The sequence below is a fragment of the Nocardiopsis metallicus genome (assembly GCF_014201115.1).
Classification (GTDB): domain Bacteria; phylum Actinomycetota; class Actinomycetes; order Streptosporangiales; family Streptosporangiaceae; genus Nocardiopsis; species Nocardiopsis metallicus.
This window is the reverse complement of record NZ_JACHDO010000001.1, coordinates 5,832,487-5,846,501: the sequence shown is the minus strand read 5'-3', so window position 1 is coordinate 5,846,501 and position 14,015 is coordinate 5,832,487. Positions and strand designations below refer to the sequence as shown.

Sequence of the window (14,015 nt, the reverse complement as noted above, 5' to 3'; positions counted from 1 at the left end):
TGTGCTGTCCGGGAAACAACGAAGCCCGTGACCGGGACGGTATCCGGTCACGGGCTCGAGGTTAAACGCCAAGCTAGTGGACGCGCTGCACAACGCCGGTCCGCTCACGCTCCTGCTCGACGAGTGCCACCACCTCCTCCAGGTGTGGGGGCGCCTGCTCGCCGAGATCCTGGACGAGATCCCCGACGCCCACGTGATCGGGCTGACCGGGACCCCCGCCGCAAGCCTCACCACCGCCGAGAAGGACCTGGTCGACCGGCTCTTCGGCCCGCCCGTCACCGGGGCGTCCATCCCCGCGCTGGTCCGGGACGGGTACCTGGCCCCCTTCGCCGAGCTCGTGCACGTCACCGAACCCACCCTGACCGAACACGAGTACCTGGCCGGGCAGGGGTCGAGGTTCACGGCGATGTGCACGGATCTGCTCGCCCCCGGGTTCGCGACCACCGACTTCCTGCCCTGGCTGGACGCGCGCTTCGTCTCCCGGGACGCACGGGAGGGCGGCCTGGTCGGCTGGGCCGCGCTGGCCGCACAGTCCCCCGAACTCACCGACGCCGTGCTCCGCCTGCACCATCAGGGACTGATCGCGCTGCCCGACGGCGCCCGGGTCCACGAGCGGCACCGGCACCCGCCGCAGGCCGAGGACTGGACGGCGCTGATCGGCGACTACGCCAAGAACTGCCTGGACCCCGATTCCGAGCGCGACAAGGCGGCGCGCCAGCGCATCCGCTCCGCGCTGCCGTCCGTGGGCTACCACCTGACCCACAACGGCATCCGCCGCGGCGCCTCCCCCGTGGACCGGGTGCTGGCCCGCAGCGCCGCGAAGTCCCTGGCCACCGTGGAGATCATCGCCGCCGAGAAGGACGCGGTCGGCCCCCGGCTGCGCGCCCTCGTGCTGTGCGACCACGAACGCGCCTCCGCCCGAGCGCCCGCCGCGCTGCGCGGCGTACTCCGCGACGACGCCGGTTCGGCCTGGCTCCAGGTGCACCAGCTCGCCACCGATCCGCGCACCTCGGTACTGGACCCGCTGCTGGTCACCGGCCGGACCGTGGCGACCGGGCCGGGAACCAGCGCGGCCTTCCTGGAGTTCGCCCGCGCGGAACTGCCCGGGGTGCAGCTGTCCGTGCGTGAGGTGGACGGCCTGCACGTGGTGGAGGGCGGCTGGACCTCGCGTACCTGGGTGGGTGTGGTGACGCGGTTCCTGGAGTCCGGCCGCTGCCAGGTGCTGGTGGGCACCCGGGCGCTGCTCGGTGAGGGCTGGGACGCGCGCGGGGTGAACACGGTGGTGGACCTGACCACCGCCACCACCCCCACCGCGGTGGTGCAGAGCCGGGGGCGTGCGCTGCGGCTGGACCCGGAGTGGCCGGAGAAGACGGCGCACACCTGGACGGTCGTGTGCGTGAGCCGTGAGCACCCGCGCGGGGCGGCCGACTGGAGCCGGTTCGTGCGCAAACACGAGGGGTACCTCGGGGTGAGCGCCGACGGCGAGGTGATGAGCGGGGTCGCGCACGTGGACCCGGAGCTGTCGCCGTACGAGCCGCCCACCGACCCGAGGGCCGTGAACACCCGCATGCTGGCCCGCGCGGCCGACCGGGCGGGCACCCGGGAGCGGTGGCGGCTGGGTTCGGGGTACGAGGACACGCTGCTGCCCACGCTCCGGGTGTACGGGAGCCGCGCTGTTCCGGCGGAGGCGGCGGCGCGGGCCGCCGAGGCGGGCCGGGACGTGGCACGGCCCGAACCGCCCGAGGTTCTGGTGGGTGACCAGGTGATCTGGCCCGAGCCCGACGGCACCCCGCCCGTCCGGAAGCTGCTGCCCACGGTGGTCTTCGGCGCGGTCACGGCCCTCTGCCTGGTCCTGGCCCCGTTCGTGCCCGGGATGCTCGCCGCGGCCGCGGGGTTCGGGCTGGCGGCGCTGGTCCACTGGTGGTTCGACACCCGTCGGGTACGTCAGGAGATCCTGGTGAAGCGGCGGGAGGCGGAGCGGATCCGTTCCCTGGCCGGCAGACCGGTGGAGACCTCCCGCTACGCGTGCGCGGTGGCCGACGCGCTGCGCTGGGCGGGGCACTCGGCCAGCGGCGCCGAGGGGGTGCGCGTCCACGTGGACACCGACGGCGTGTACCGGTTCACGCTCGCCGACCCGGAATCGGCGGAGCTGTTCACCGAGTCCCTGGACGAGACCCTGGGCCCGCTGGTGGGCGACCCGCGCTATCTGATCCCCCGGCACGTCCTCACCGTGCCGGAACCCTCCGCGGACGGGGGCCAGGTCCCGGGCGCGCCCGTCCGGGGCGCCCCCGCGGACCCGACCGTGCCGGTCTTCCACGCGGTGCCGTCGGTCCTGGCCCGCAACAGGAAGGGCGCGCTCGCCTTCGAGAAGGCGTGGCAGCGGTGGGTGTCCCGGGGCGAGGTAGTGCACAGCCGCACCGAGGAGGGCCGGTCCCTGGTCGCCGCGCACTTCGGCAGCTCTCCGATCGAGGTCACCACGGCCCGCCGGCTGGTCTGGGAGTGAGCCGGCGGAACCGCTCAGGGCCGCGCGGCCGGGGACGTGGTGCTGGGCCAGGTGGACGGCCGCACCTACGCGTTCACCGGGCTGGAGCGGGTCGGCGGGGTGGTGGTCTACGACGTCACCGACCCGCACGACGTGACCTTCACCCAGTACCTCAACCCTGGTGGAACACCTGGGCACCACCCGATACGTCACCGCGCTCATCGCCGACCTGAATCTGAGGACCGGGCGCCTGAAGTGGGTCAGCCACGGCCGCCACCCGCCGGTACGGATTCGCGACGGACGCCTGGTCGACCTCCCCGTCTGCCAGCCGGGCTCCCCGCTCGGTGTCGACCTGGGCCCGGGCGCGACCGTGAGCGAGGAACAGCTCCACCCGGGTGACCGCCTGGTGCTGTTCACCTACGGGATCACCGAGACGCACGGCCCGGGAGGCGACGAGTTCGGCCTGGACCGGTTCGTGAACTTCATCGTCCGCCACGACGCGGAGGGCCTGCCCGTCCCGGAGGCCCTGCGCCGCCTGATCCACAGCATCCTCGACTACCACGGCGGTGCCCTCCAGGACGACGCCACGGTGCTGTTCGTGGAGTGGCACGGACCCTGAAGACGTGCCTGCGGTTCAGGTTCGCGGGAAGAGGGCGTCGACGAACGGGTTGCGGAACTTGCCCTCGGGGTCGATCCGTTCCAGCAGACCGGCGAAGTCGGCGGCACGCGGGTAGGAGGCCATGACCTCCTCCGGGGGCAGCGTGGAGAGCTTGCCCCAGTGCGGTCGGGCGCCCAGTGGGGCGAGGCGTTCCTCCACCGCCGCGAGTACCGGGGCAACCGCCTCCGGGTCCGGCAGCCAGGTGAAGTGGAAGGTCACCGAGTCCCGACCGTAGGAGGGGCTGAGCCACATGTCGTCGGCGCGGACCGTGCGCACCTCGGAGACGTGCAGCACGGGGGCGATCAGGGAGCCGATCCCGCGCAGCGCCGCGAAGGCCTCCGGAACGGCCGCGCGCGGCAGGTAGAGCTCGGACTGGAGCTCCTGCCCCGCGCTCGGTTGGAACTCGGGCCGAAAGTGCGGCAACCGCTCGAACCAGGGGCCCGCCAGGCCCAACTGCTCAGTGGCAGGATCGGTCGGCGCCCCGGGGACCGGGTGTTCGGGGCCGGTCGCCGCGTGTCCCCCGGCCCAATCGCCTTCGGGGTCGCCCTCGCGGTGCTTGAGCCAGACGCGCCCGGTGTCCGCTTCCCAGTCGGTGAACAGGCTGACGCTGTACGCGGAGCCGAAGACCGCGTCGAAGCGGTCCGCCACCTCGTCCAGCGGGACGTCGAGCCGGACCCGCTGTGACACCTGGAAGGCGGGTTCGATCTCCAGCGTGAGCCGCGTGACCACGCCAAGGGCGCCGAGCGCCACCACCGCCCCGGGAAAGACCTCGTCGCCACGGCGCAGCCAGGCCGCTTCCCCGTCCGGACCGACCCGCTCGATCCCCCGCACCGCGGCGGCCAGACAGGGTTGGGCGTCCCCTGAACCGTGGGTCCCGGTGGCACAGGACCCGGCCACCGAGATGTGCGGCAGCGAGGCCAGATTGCCCAGGGCGAAACCCCGCCGGTGCAGTTCCGCGGCGAGCTCGGCGTACCGGGTTCCCGCGGAGACGGTCACGGTGGACGCCGACGGATCGACCTCGATCTCCTGCGGGAGTGCGTCCAACCGGACCAGGTCGTGTGTGGAGTCCGCGACCCCGTTGAAGGAGTGACCGCTGCCCAGCGCCCTGATCCGAGGGCTGTCCCGCACCAGGGCGCGGAGTCGGTCGAGACTGGCGGGCCGGTGGATCCGGGGGCTGGCGTAGGTGAGGTTCCCGGCCCAGTTGCGGACCGGTCCGGATGAGGGGGCAACGGAGGAGGGTACGGACGAGGCAGACATGGAGGGTCTCCCGGGCAGGGGGCAGGGGGCAGGGGGCAGGGGGCAGGGGGCAGGGGGCACCCAAGCCTACGGGCGTGGCGCTGTCAGGCCAGGCAGGCGGGTCGCTCTCCGCCGTTGAACTCGACCATCTCCTCGAAGGCGGCGAGCACGTCCAGGGGCGCGCCCGGTTCGGCTCCGTCCAGTTCGGCGTAGGCGCGATGCAGGTTTCCGACGATCCGTTCCGGGTCGATGAGCTCGGCGTAGGGTCCCGGGTCCGCCTCGAACGCCGTCTCCAACGGGGTCCGCCCCCTCCGACGCCCCTTCTCCGCCAGGTCGCGGAGCCAGTGGGTGTACTCGATCGTCAGCTCGATCGCCTCGGGCCCGCAGACCGGCCCGTGCCCGCACACGAGTACCCGGGCGTCGAACCCGCGCAGCCGTTCCATCGCTTCCAGGGTTCCGCTGACGGACCCCATCAGGGTGAAGGGGGTGCACCCGCTGAGTACGGTGTCACCCGTGAAGAGGACCCGTTCGTCGGGCAGCCACACGACGACGTCGTTGGTGGTGTGGGCCGGACCCACGTAGTGCAGTTCCGCGACGCGGTCCCCGAGCCGCAGGTCGAGGCGGTCGGTGAAGGTCATCGTGTGAGTCACCAGGGGAATGTCGCCCCAGTCGACGTCCGGCCACAGCCGGGTCAGTGCCAACCCGGTCTCCTCGATCTCCGCCACCGCCCGCTCGTGGGCGATCACCTCGGCGGAGTCACCGAAGACGGAGTTTCCGAAGACGTGGTCGCCGTGGTGGTGCGTGTTGACGACGATCCTGCGCGGCCCGGGCGCGAGCGCGTCCACCGCCCGGCGCAGGTCCTTCGCCCGCCGTTCGGTGGCGGCGGTGTCGACGACCACGGCACCGCCGTCGAAGACGATCACCCCGGAGTTGCTGTGGCCCGGTCCATCCGTCTGATCTGCCGGGGGGTGAGCCCTTCGGCCGCCGGGTCGAAGTCGCATTCGCCCGCGACCTGGGACCGGAACGGTTCTGGGTCGAAGAACGAGATACGGCGCGTCGCCGTCCGGACCGTCATGAGGAGCTCCCAGAACTCCTTCCTTCCCACCCCGCCCGGTGCTCGGACACCGACCCCGGTGATCACGACACGACGGTTCATCAGATCCCTCCCCCTCCACGCCAGGCCGTCTTTTCGGCCTCCGGTGCGAGCTGATGACCCTCACTGTGGTCGGACCCGCTTGAGACAGCCTCAAAAGGTGTTCGCGGACGATCGGAGGGGGAGGGATGAGCCGGGTCTACCTGCTGTTCCTCAGAGGCCGACCGCGTCGGCGAGCAGGTCTACCTGCTCCGGATCGGCGCTGTTGCCAGTGAAGATGAGCTCGTGGCAGCCGGCCGCCTCAAAGGCGGCGACCGCCTTGCGGATGTCGTCCTCCGCCGTGTAGGCGCCGTCGATGGCGTACTGGAGCCACTCCTCGCCGATGAAGGCGTAGTAGGGGCGGATCTCCTCGTCCACGACGGTCTTCGCGTCGGGCCCGAGCGCGAACATCACGGCCGCCGAGGTCGGCAGCTCGCCCGGGTGCCCGGCTTCCGTCCAGGCCTGCCGCGCCGGGACGGCGAACTCCGTGAACTCGTCGGCCGTGCAGTCCCCGATGACCCAGCCGCCGCCGAACTCGCGGATCCGCCGGAGCGTCGCCGCGGACATACCGCCGAACATCAGTTCCGGACCGCCGGGGGTGGCGGGGGCCGGTCCGATCTGGGTGTCGCCGCCCCACACCTCCTTCATCCGGCGGAGCTGGCCGTCGAGGTCCCGGCCGCGGGCCCCGAAGTCCACCCCGGTCAGCTCGAAGTCGTCCTCGCGCAGCCCCGGGGCGAGACCCAGCCGGAGCCGCCCCGGGCCCGCTATGCGGTCCAGGGTGGCGGTCTGCTTGGCGAACAGGGTGTGGTTGGTCCTCAGCGGGCCCAGGAGGACCCCGGTGGCCAGCCTGATCTCGCGGGTGGCGCCGGCGGCGGCGGCCAGGGTGACCAGCGGCTCGGGGGTCGTGTAGACGACGCGGTCGCTGACGGCGAGCGTGCTGAAGCCGCGGTTCTCGGCCCTTCGCGCCCACTCGACCACGGTCGTGCCGTCGATACCTCCGCGGATGTGGCCTGGAAGTCCGATGCCGATGTCCATGTGTGTTCGTCTCCTTGACGTGTTGGTTCGGGAAGGACCCGTTGCGGGGTACCGCGTTCGGGGGTAGGGGGGAAGGGTCACGCGGTGGCGGCGGACGCGGTGGCCCGCAGCAGCCGCACCAGCGAGGCCGCCTCGGGCGGCCCGTGCTGGAACTTGCGTCCGTTCAGGGCGAAGGTCGGCACGCCCCGGGCGCCGATGGACCTGGCCTCGGCGAGGTCGGTGCGCACGTCGTCGGCGTACTGGTCCCCGTCCAGGACCTCCAGGGCCTGACCGCGGTCCAGCCCTGCCTCGGCGGCGAGGTCGGCGAGCACGGCGTGGTCGGCGATGTTGAGGTTGCGCGTGTGGTAGCCGTTCAGGAGGGCCTCGACGATCGCGTCCTGCCTGCCCAGTTCGCGGGCCCAGGCGGAGACGCGGTGCGCGTCGAACGTGTTGACCGGGTACGCGGAGCCCAGCCGCAGTTCCAGGCCGTCGGCCGCGCCGATCCTGGAGATCTCCGCGAACCGCGCCCGCACGTGGGAATGGTCTCCCCCGGGGCCCGCCATGACCTCGATCGCGCTGGGCCCGACCTGGTCGGAGAGCGTCGGGTCGAGCTGGAAGGCCCGCCAGACAACGGTGACCTGGTCGGCGCGGTCGAAGTCGGCGAGGGCGGTTTCCAGGCGGCGCTTGCCGATATAGCACCAGGGGCAGATGACGTCTGACCAGATGTCGATACGCATGGGGCGGTCTCCTCGTTCGTTCGTCACGGATTCGGTTCTGTTCACTTCTCGGTGTCGACCGTCTTCGGCTCGGGTTGCTCGGGACTCTCCGGTTTCCCGGAACCGCCGCGCCGCTCCGGGATGAGCAGAGCCGTGATCGCGGAGAGCAGGACGAAGGCACTCATGGTCAGGAAGACGGTGCTCATCGCGTTGTCCAGGCCGTCGATGTAGGGCGCGGCGATGTCGGGGTGGACACGCTGGAGGAAGGACGTGTCGTCCAGGTCCTCCGTGGCCACGCCCTCGCGTACGGTGTCGACCGCCGCACGGTTGTCCGGGTCGGCCATGACCTCGGGGTCCTCGGCCGCCCGGGAGAACTCCGCGGTCCCTGCCTCTTTCGTGATCTCCGTGACCGCCGCGGTGAACAGCAGCGACACGAAGAGCGCGGCGCCTACGGCGCCGCCCAGCTGGCGGGTGAAGGAGTAGAGGCCGCTGGCGACACCGATGTCCTTGGGCTCGACACTCGTCTGCAGCGCGATGAGCACCGTCTGGAAGAAGAAACCCAAACCGACGCCCATGAAGGACACCACGACCACGACGAGCGCCAGGTGAGTCTGCGCGTCCATGAACGCCAGTGCCAGATAGCTCGCGCTCATGATCGCCACGCCGGCGACCAGCAGCGGTTTCGAGCGCCCGGTGCGTTCGGTGACCGGCCCGCAGACGTAGGACCCGATGGTGGTGAAGACCGACTGGGGCAGGAGCAGGAGCCCCGCGGTGGTGGGTGAGAGGCCCTGGACCACCTGGAGGTAGAGGGGCAGCACTGTCAGCGCCCCGAAAACACCCATACCGCCGAGGAAGTTCACCGCGTTGACCATCGAGAACGACCTGCTGCGGAACAGCCGGGGAGGCAGGATCGCGGCGTCGGCCATGCGGCGCTCCGTGAGGAGGAAGGCGACGAGGCCGAGGAGGCTGAGGGCGTACAGGGACAGGACGGTGGGCGACCACCACCCCCACTCGCGGCCCTGTTCGACGGCGACCAGCGCCGGGATGACGGCCAGGACCAGCAGGACGGCCCCGAGGACGTCGACCCGGCGCCGGGCCCGGTGGGCGGCGGAGGCCTGGAAGTACCTGGCCACCACGAGGAAGCAGAACAGCCCCAGCGGAAGGTTGATCAGGAACACCCACCGCCAGCCGTCGACCCACAGCAGGGTGTCCATCCCGGCGAACAGGCCTCCGCCGACCGGGCCCGCGACACTGGCCACGCCGAACATCAGACCCAGGTTCGCCTGGTGGCGGACCCTGCGCTCGGGGGTGAAAAGATCCGCGGTGATGGCCAGGGCAAGCGTCATGAGGCCGCCGGCTCCCAGGCCCTGCACCGCGCGGTAGGCGGACAGTTCGTAGATCGACTGGGCGAACGCGCACAGGGCCGACCCGAGGACGAAGACCGAGATGGCCACCAGGTAGAGGCGTTTACGGCCGAAGATGTCCGACATCTTCCCGTAGAGCGGCGCCGAGGCGGTCATCGCCACGAGATAGGAGACGGTGACCCACGCCTGCCCGGTCATACCGCTGAGCTGGTCGGCGATGGTACGCAGCGCCGTGGCCATGATCATCGTGTCGAGCGCGGAGAGGAAGACACCGATGAAGAGGCCGGTGAGGACGAAGCCGGCCGCCTTCGAGGCGGGCCTTTCCCCCTCGGAGACCGGGGTTTGCGGCGTACTCATGAACGGTTTCCCTCCGGTCGCGCCGACAGCGGCTCCCCGAAGGGCTCGGGGTCGGCCCGCGTGGTGACCCGCTTGATCTCGTAGCAGTTGTCGTCGGTGGCCAGCACCTCGAACGCGTCCCACAGCCGGAGGGCGCGCTCACCGTCGGGGACGCGGTCGAACACCGGGCCGAATCGGCCCGGCTGACCGTTCACCGCGAGCGTGGGCACACCGATGGGTTCGAGGTCCTGATCGCCGGAGGGGACCCGTTCGTGCGATTCCAGGACGGCGCCGTCCCAGTTCCGGTCGTCGGCGGCCCCGGCCAGGCCCAACGGCAGTCCGCTTTCGGACAGGGCCGCCTCAGTCACCCCCTTGAGCTCTCCGAGGGCCGTCCGCCACAGGTCCGGGGCCTGGGTGAAACCCGCCCGGATCGGGGTGAGGAGGCCGTCCGCGGAGTGCAGGTGCGTGCCGAGCGCCGTGTAGAAGGCGCCGACCCGTTCCGGGTCGTGTTCCGCCGCGACCGCCGCGACCACCCGGACGGGTCCCTTGGTGAGTTCGAGGATTTCGCGCACCTGGTCGGAAACGCCCGGCCCGCTGTTGAGCAGGCCCAGTCCCATCGGGTGCCAGCGGACGCGCACGCGTTCCCGGCGCTCCAGCGAGACGATCCACCTGGAGGTGATCCAGGCGTAGGGGCACAGGGGGTCGAACCAGAAGTCGACCTCGGCCGTTGACCGGCTCATGTCGCGTTCCCCCCTGCCCCGGGGGCGGACGGGCTCCCCGGCTCGGGCCGCACCGTGATAACGACCTTGCCCCTGAGGTGCCCGGTCTCGGAAAGGCGGTGGGCTTCGGCGGCGTCGGCAAGGTCGAAGGCGCCCGCGATGGGCACCTGGAGGCCGACCCGTTCGTGCAGGGCGACGAGTTCGGCCAGGCGCTCCCTGGACCGCTGGCTGCGGATCGCTCGGACGCCCGTCTCCTCCACCAGGTCGAACGAGACCAGGGTCCCGATCCGGCCGCGGTCCCCGACCAGCGCGAGCGAGGCCCGGAGCGCCTCCTCCCCTGCCGCGTCCAGAGCGGCGTCGACCCCTTGGGGGGCGGCCTCGCGCACGCGTTCGACCAGCCCTTCCCCGTAGGCGACCGGTACCGCGCCGAGGGAGCGCAGGTACTCGTGGTTGCCGGGGCTCGCGGTGCCGATGACGGTGGCGCCCAGGTCGCGCGCGATCTGTACGGCGAACGTGCCGACCCCGCCCGCGGCGGCATGGACGAGCACGGTTTCGCGTGGGCCGACCTTGAGTTCCTCCAGGGCTGTGTGAGCGGTCTGGCCGGAGGCCGAGAGCACCCCGGCCACTTCCCAGGACATGCCCTCGGGCTTGGCGACCACCTGTTCGACCGGGGCCACCGTGTATTCGGCGTAGCACGAGAGCAGCTGCCAGCCGAGCACGCCGTCACCGGGGGCGAACTCGGTGACGCCCTTCCCGACGGCGTCGACGGTCCCGGCGAACTCGTTGCCGAGGACCTGCGGGAAGGTGACCGGGAAACCGAACGAAAGGCCCTGGCGGAGCGCTGTGTCGAAGGGCTGGACGCCGGCGGCGCGGATCCGTACCCGGACCTCCCCCGGGCCCGGCTCGGGCGTGGGGAGCTCGACGGTTTCAAGTACGTCGGGAGCCCCGTGTGCGGAGAACGCGATTGCGCGCATCTGCTGTTCCTTACTTCAGTGCCGGTGGTGAGCGATGTCGCGGACTCGGGCGGCCAAAGTCCCGGTTAATCCTCGGTCCTCCGTCACACGGGTCCGGAAGTACTCCACTCGCATCCTCGGATGTCAAGTGCACTTGATGTCAACTGGCCTGGTCACCTTCGTCGAAACAGCGCACGGCCAGGTGCGAGGGGTTCGGTCGAGGCCTCCTCGAACCGCCCTTGACCGCACCGGCTCAGAATCAGCGGCATGAGAATGCTCTTTGTCGCAGGAGGAAGCGGCGGTGTGATCTTCGCGATCACCCCCCTGGCCCTGGCCGCGCGCAACACCGGGCACGAGGTGTCCGTCGCCGCCCCGGAGAACGTCGTCGACACGGTGGCCGGGACCGGTCTGCCCTGTGTGCCGGTCACCCGTCTGACCATGCTCGACTTCATGTTCCGCGACCGTGACGGGGAGCCGGTCGAACGGCCGACTGACCTGCACGAGCCGTTCATCTTCAACGGCAGGGGGGATGGGCCGCTTCGCCGCGGGGAGCCTGGACGGTCTGCTCGAACTCACCGCCGCCTGGCGTCCGGACGTCGTCGTCGGAGGGGCCCTGTCCTTCTCCGCCGGACTGGTCGCCGCGCACCTGGGGGTGCCCTTCGTCCAGCACGCCGTGGACATGGGCGAGCCCCGGATGATCGACCTGGCCGCGGCCGCGGAGCTGGCCCCGGAACTCCAGCGCCTGGGCCTGCGGAGCATGCCCGAGCCGGACCTGTTCATCGACGTCTGTCCCCCGAGCCTGCGCCGGGCCGACGCCCAGCCCGCCGAGCTCATGCGGTACATCCCGATCAGCACGCAGGGGGCGGTCGAACCCTGGATGTACGCCAAGGGGGAACGCCGCCGGGTACTGGTCACCGCCGGGAGCCGGGTCACCCCGGAGTTCGACCTCGACATCCTGTCCGGGCTGGCGGAGAAGGTCTCCTCCCTCGACATGGAGCTGCTGATCGCCGCCCCGCAGAAAGTGGTCTCCGAGCTGCCCCACCTGCCCGAGGAAATCCGGGTGGGCTGGTTGCCACTGGACGTGCTGGCCCCCACCTGTGATCTCCTGGTGCACCACGCCGGCGGGAACACCATGCTGACTGGCATGGCCAACGGCGTTCCCCAGGTGGTCGTCCCCTACCTCCCCTACGTCGTGGACTACTCGACGCGGCTCCGGGACTCGGGAGCGGCGGAGATGCTCCTGCCCGGCGAGGACTCGCCCGAGAACATCGCCGACGCCCGCGAAAGGGTCCTCGACGACCCGGAGTACACCAGGAAGGCGGCCGAGATCCGCACGGAGATGCGCTCCCTGCCCACCCCCGCCGCCGTGCTCGGGAAGGTCGAGTCCCTGGTCGGCTGAGCGCTCCGGCCGGGGACCGGGCGCACGCGACCAGGGCCGGGAACGGCTCAGGCGGTGGCCTCGACGATCGTGTAGCCCAGGTGGTCGCGCTCCAGTACAGACACCTGGGAGATCATCGCCCTGAACTCCTCCGCGAACTCCCGTCCGCCCTTGTGCACCACCGTCGGGTAGTGCTCCGCCACGACGTGTTCGATCCGCTCCGCCGACCGCCGCAGGTGCGGGGTGGCGTCCGTGGTCCTGGCCACGGTGAACCCGGCCTCGGCGAACAGGCTCTGGTACTCCTGCGCGGTCGGCAGAGCGGAGACCGTGAAGCCCTCCTTGAGCACCTCGCGCAGCTGGTCGGAGAGCTCGGTGCGCTCGATGAGAACGTCGGTGAGGCGGTCCTTGGGGTCCAGTTCCGGCTGCACCTCGTCCCACCAGCCGATATGCAGGTTCTGGCCCATGAAGATCTCATAAAGCCACCCGCGGTCGTCGTAGAACTCCCCGACCTCGTCGGGGCGCATGGAGTCCTGTTCACTAGTCATACCGCGACACCTCTTCGCTGTCCGTCCGTTGGCGACCCGAGCGTGGCAGCCGCCCCTCGACCCCCACTCGAAGGAACAGGGAAGCCGGACGTCCACCACGGCTCCAGCGCCTTTCGAATCCGGGCGGCGATGTTGGCTCCGCCAGATCACCGCGCACGGAACGCGCCCGATCACCGCGCGCAGAAGGAGAGAGCATGGCGGTCCCCAAGGAGCTCTACACCGAAGTCCTCCAGTTCTACGCGGAGCAGAGGCAGGCTCTCGACAGCCGAAACTTCGCCTTCTACGACCGGGCGCTGGCCGACCTTCCCGGGCTCCGCCCGCCCCCGGCACTTCCCGAGGGACACACGACCAGCGGCTACTTCTACTGGGTCCAGATGGACGCCGAACTCAGGGACGGGGTCGCGGCGGACCTGCGGGACGCCGGCGTGTACACCACCTTCCGCTACCCGCCGCTGCACCTGGTCGAGGCGTTTCGCCCGGCCGAGCCGACGCACCTGCCCAACACCGAGGCGGCGGCCGAGGAGACCCTGTGCCTGCCGATCCACCAGGGCCTGTCGGACACCGACCTGGCCACCGTGGTCACCGCGCTGCGCACCGCCCTCGAAGCGCGCCGGTGAAGGCCCCGGGCGCTCCGGCGCAGACCCGGGAACACACCGACACGACCAGCCGAGAGCAGACGAATGCAGCTGCTGTTCATTGCCCCGGTGGCGAAGACCCACCACGAGACCACGCTGGGCCTGGACCTGGCCGACCAGCTGTCGGAAGCGGGATTCACGTCGCACTTCCTGGTCGACCCCTACAACTCCGAGCAGGCGCGCGACCGCGGCTACGCCCACACCCCCTCGTACCCGGGCAGGGGAACGTCCAGCGGACCGTCGACTCGCTGGTGCGGGCCGTACGGCCCGCGGCCATCGTTCTCTGCGACTAACTCGCTGTCGCCAGGCGCGTCCGCCTCTCCCGAGCACGTCCACCTTTTCTCAAGACGGCCTCAAGGCCGGTCCCCGAACCTGGAACCAGGCGTTAGCACCCTCTTTCCGACGTCACCGGAGAACAGCATGGATGCACAGAACTCACCCGTCGCCCTCGTCACCGGAGCCACCAGCGGTATCGGCCTCGCCGTGGCACGGGGGCTCGGCCGCCTCAACCACCGGATCCACATCTGCGCGCGTGACGCCGAGGGCGTCGCCGACACGGTCAAGGGCCTGCGGGCCGAGGGGTTCGAGGCGGACGGAACCGTCTGCGACGTCTCCAACCCCGAGCAGGTCGAGGCGCTGGTGAGCGCGACCGCCACGATGGCCCTCGACCGGTACGGGCACCTGTTCCCGGGCCACCTGGACGAGGTGGCCAAAACAAGGGACGCCGCGCGGTCCCGGGTCCTCGCCGCCTGAAACAGACACCGGGACCGACCCATGGCATCTGCACCGAATGTGCGTCGCGGCCCGCACAAGGGCTCCCCACCCATGGCACAAAAGAAGCCGCCCG

At 71.1% G+C, this 14,015-nt stretch carries 13 protein-coding genes and 1 pseudogene; 5 read left to right on the top strand and 9 right to left on the bottom strand.

What is annotated here, in order from left to right:
* Positions 1-76 precede the first annotated feature (76 nt).
* Positions 77-2,503, top strand: coding sequence for a helicase-related protein (locus tag HNR07_RS25645; protein ID WP_312893978.1), 2,427 nt, complete (start codon positions 77-79; stop codon positions 2,501-2,503).
* Positions 2,504-2,663: 160 nt separating this feature from the next.
* Complete coding sequence (locus HNR07_RS25640; RefSeq protein ID WP_312893977.1) at positions 2,664-3,101, top strand: PP2C family protein-serine/threonine phosphatase; 438 nt, start codon at positions 2,664-2,666, stop codon at positions 3,099-3,101.
* A 15-nt stretch (positions 3,102-3,116) separates the two neighbouring features.
* Here HNR07_RS25640 and HNR07_RS25635 read toward each other — a convergent pair whose 3' ends face one another.
* The 8 genes and pseudogenes from HNR07_RS25635 to HNR07_RS25600 all read right to left on the bottom strand — a co-directional run bounded on the left by HNR07_RS25635 (position 3,117) and on the right by HNR07_RS25600 (position 10,631).
* On the bottom strand, positions 3,117-4,397 hold the full coding sequence (locus tag HNR07_RS25635) for a D-arabinono-1,4-lactone oxidase (protein ID WP_184367150.1): 1,281 nt from the start codon (positions 4,395-4,397) through the stop codon (positions 3,117-3,119).
* Between the two features lie 83 nt (positions 4,398-4,480).
* Entirely contained in the window at positions 4,481-5,299 is an 819-nt protein-coding gene (locus tag HNR07_RS25630) for an MBL fold metallo-hydrolase (protein ID WP_312893976.1), read from the bottom strand.
* Between the two features lie 14 nt (positions 5,300-5,313).
* A pseudogene (locus tag HNR07_RS25625) lies at positions 5,314-5,532 on the bottom strand (beta-ketoacyl synthase N-terminal-like domain-containing protein); the annotation flags it as partial.
* A 150-nt stretch (positions 5,533-5,682) separates the two neighbouring features.
* A complete protein-coding gene (locus tag HNR07_RS25620) occupies positions 5,683-6,543 on the bottom strand; it encodes an LLM class flavin-dependent oxidoreductase (RefSeq protein WP_184367146.1) in 861 nt (286 codons plus the stop codon).
* A gap of 77 nt (positions 6,544-6,620) precedes the next feature.
* Complete coding sequence (locus tag HNR07_RS25615; protein WP_184367144.1) at positions 6,621-7,259, bottom strand: DsbA family oxidoreductase; 639 nt, start codon at positions 7,257-7,259, stop codon at positions 6,621-6,623.
* 41 nt (positions 7,260-7,300) lie between these two features.
* Positions 7,301-8,959 carry an MDR family MFS transporter gene (locus tag HNR07_RS25610; RefSeq protein WP_184367142.1) on the bottom strand — a complete coding sequence of 553 codons (1,659 nt, stop codon included), beginning with the start codon at positions 8,957-8,959 and terminating at the stop codon, positions 7,301-7,303.
* On the bottom strand, positions 8,956-9,678 hold the full coding sequence (locus HNR07_RS25605) for a mycothiol-dependent nitroreductase Rv2466c family protein (RefSeq protein WP_184367140.1): 723 nt from the start codon (positions 9,676-9,678) through the stop codon (positions 8,956-8,958). The genes HNR07_RS25610 and HNR07_RS25605 overlap by 4 nt, the downstream gene beginning before the upstream one ends.
* A complete protein-coding gene (locus tag HNR07_RS25600) occupies positions 9,675-10,631 on the bottom strand; it encodes an NADP-dependent oxidoreductase (RefSeq protein ID WP_184367138.1) in 957 nt (318 codons plus the stop codon). Before HNR07_RS25600 ends, HNR07_RS25605 begins: the two co-directional genes overlap by 4 nt.
* A 508-nt stretch (positions 10,632-11,139) precedes the next feature.
* Here HNR07_RS25600 and HNR07_RS25595 point away from each other — a divergent pair.
* Entirely contained in the window at positions 11,140-12,009 is an 870-nt protein-coding gene (locus tag HNR07_RS25595) for a nucleotide disphospho-sugar-binding domain-containing protein (protein WP_221318933.1), read from the top strand.
* A 47-nt stretch (positions 12,010-12,056) separates the two neighbouring features.
* On the opposite strand, the gene HNR07_RS25590 is transcribed toward HNR07_RS25595, so the two are convergent.
* Positions 12,057-12,533 carry a hypothetical protein gene (locus HNR07_RS25590; RefSeq protein ID WP_184367136.1) on the bottom strand — a complete coding sequence of 159 codons (477 nt, stop codon included), beginning with the start codon at positions 12,531-12,533 and terminating at the stop codon, positions 12,057-12,059.
* Between the two features lie 194 nt (positions 12,534-12,727).
* Here HNR07_RS25590 and HNR07_RS25585 point away from each other — a divergent pair, with 194 nt between their 5' ends.
* A complete protein-coding gene (locus HNR07_RS25585; RefSeq protein WP_184367134.1) occupies positions 12,728-13,150 on the top strand; it encodes a DegT/DnrJ/EryC1/StrS family aminotransferase in 423 nt (140 codons plus the stop codon).
* A 438-nt stretch (positions 13,151-13,588) separates the two neighbouring features.
* Positions 13,589-13,921: an SDR family NAD(P)-dependent oxidoreductase gene (locus HNR07_RS25580; protein ID WP_184367132.1), complete on the top strand. Its 333-nt coding sequence runs from the start codon at positions 13,589-13,591 to the stop codon at positions 13,919-13,921.
* The last annotated feature ends 94 nt before the right edge of the window (positions 13,922-14,015 follow it).

Bases quoted from the DNA above. Each gene is read 5' to 3' on its own strand.
- HNR07_RS25620 (WP_184367146.1), bottom strand. From the start codon at position 6,543: ATGGACATCGGCATCGGACTTCCAGGCCACATCCGCGGAGGTATCGAC.
- HNR07_RS25635 (WP_184367150.1), bottom strand. From the start codon at position 4,397: ATGTCTGCCTCGTCCGTACCCTCCTCCGTTGCCCCCTCATCCGGACCG.
- HNR07_RS25600 (WP_184367138.1), bottom strand. From the start codon at position 10,631: ATGCGCGCAATCGCGTTCTCCGCACACGGGGCTCCCGACGTACTTGAA.
- HNR07_RS25585 (WP_184367134.1), top strand. From the start codon at position 12,728: ATGGCGGTCCCCAAGGAGCTCTACACCGAAGTCCTCCAGTTCTACGCG.
- HNR07_RS25605 (WP_184367140.1), bottom strand. From the start codon at position 9,678: ATGAGCCGGTCAACGGCCGAGGTCGACTTCTGGTTCGACCCCCTGTGC.
- HNR07_RS25610 (WP_184367142.1), bottom strand. From the start codon at position 8,959: ATGAGTACGCCGCAAACCCCGGTCTCCGAGGGGGAAAGGCCCGCCTCG.
- HNR07_RS25590 (WP_184367136.1), bottom strand. From the start codon at position 12,533: ATGACTAGTGAACAGGACTCCATGCGCCCCGACGAGGTCGGGGAGTTC.
- HNR07_RS25580 (WP_184367132.1), top strand. From the start codon at position 13,589: ATGGATGCACAGAACTCACCCGTCGCCCTCGTCACCGGAGCCACCAGC.
- HNR07_RS25615 (WP_184367144.1), bottom strand. From the start codon at position 7,259: ATGCGTATCGACATCTGGTCAGACGTCATCTGCCCCTGGTGCTATATC.
- HNR07_RS25595 (WP_221318933.1), top strand. From the start codon at position 11,140: ATGGGCCGCTTCGCCGCGGGGAGCCTGGACGGTCTGCTCGAACTCACC.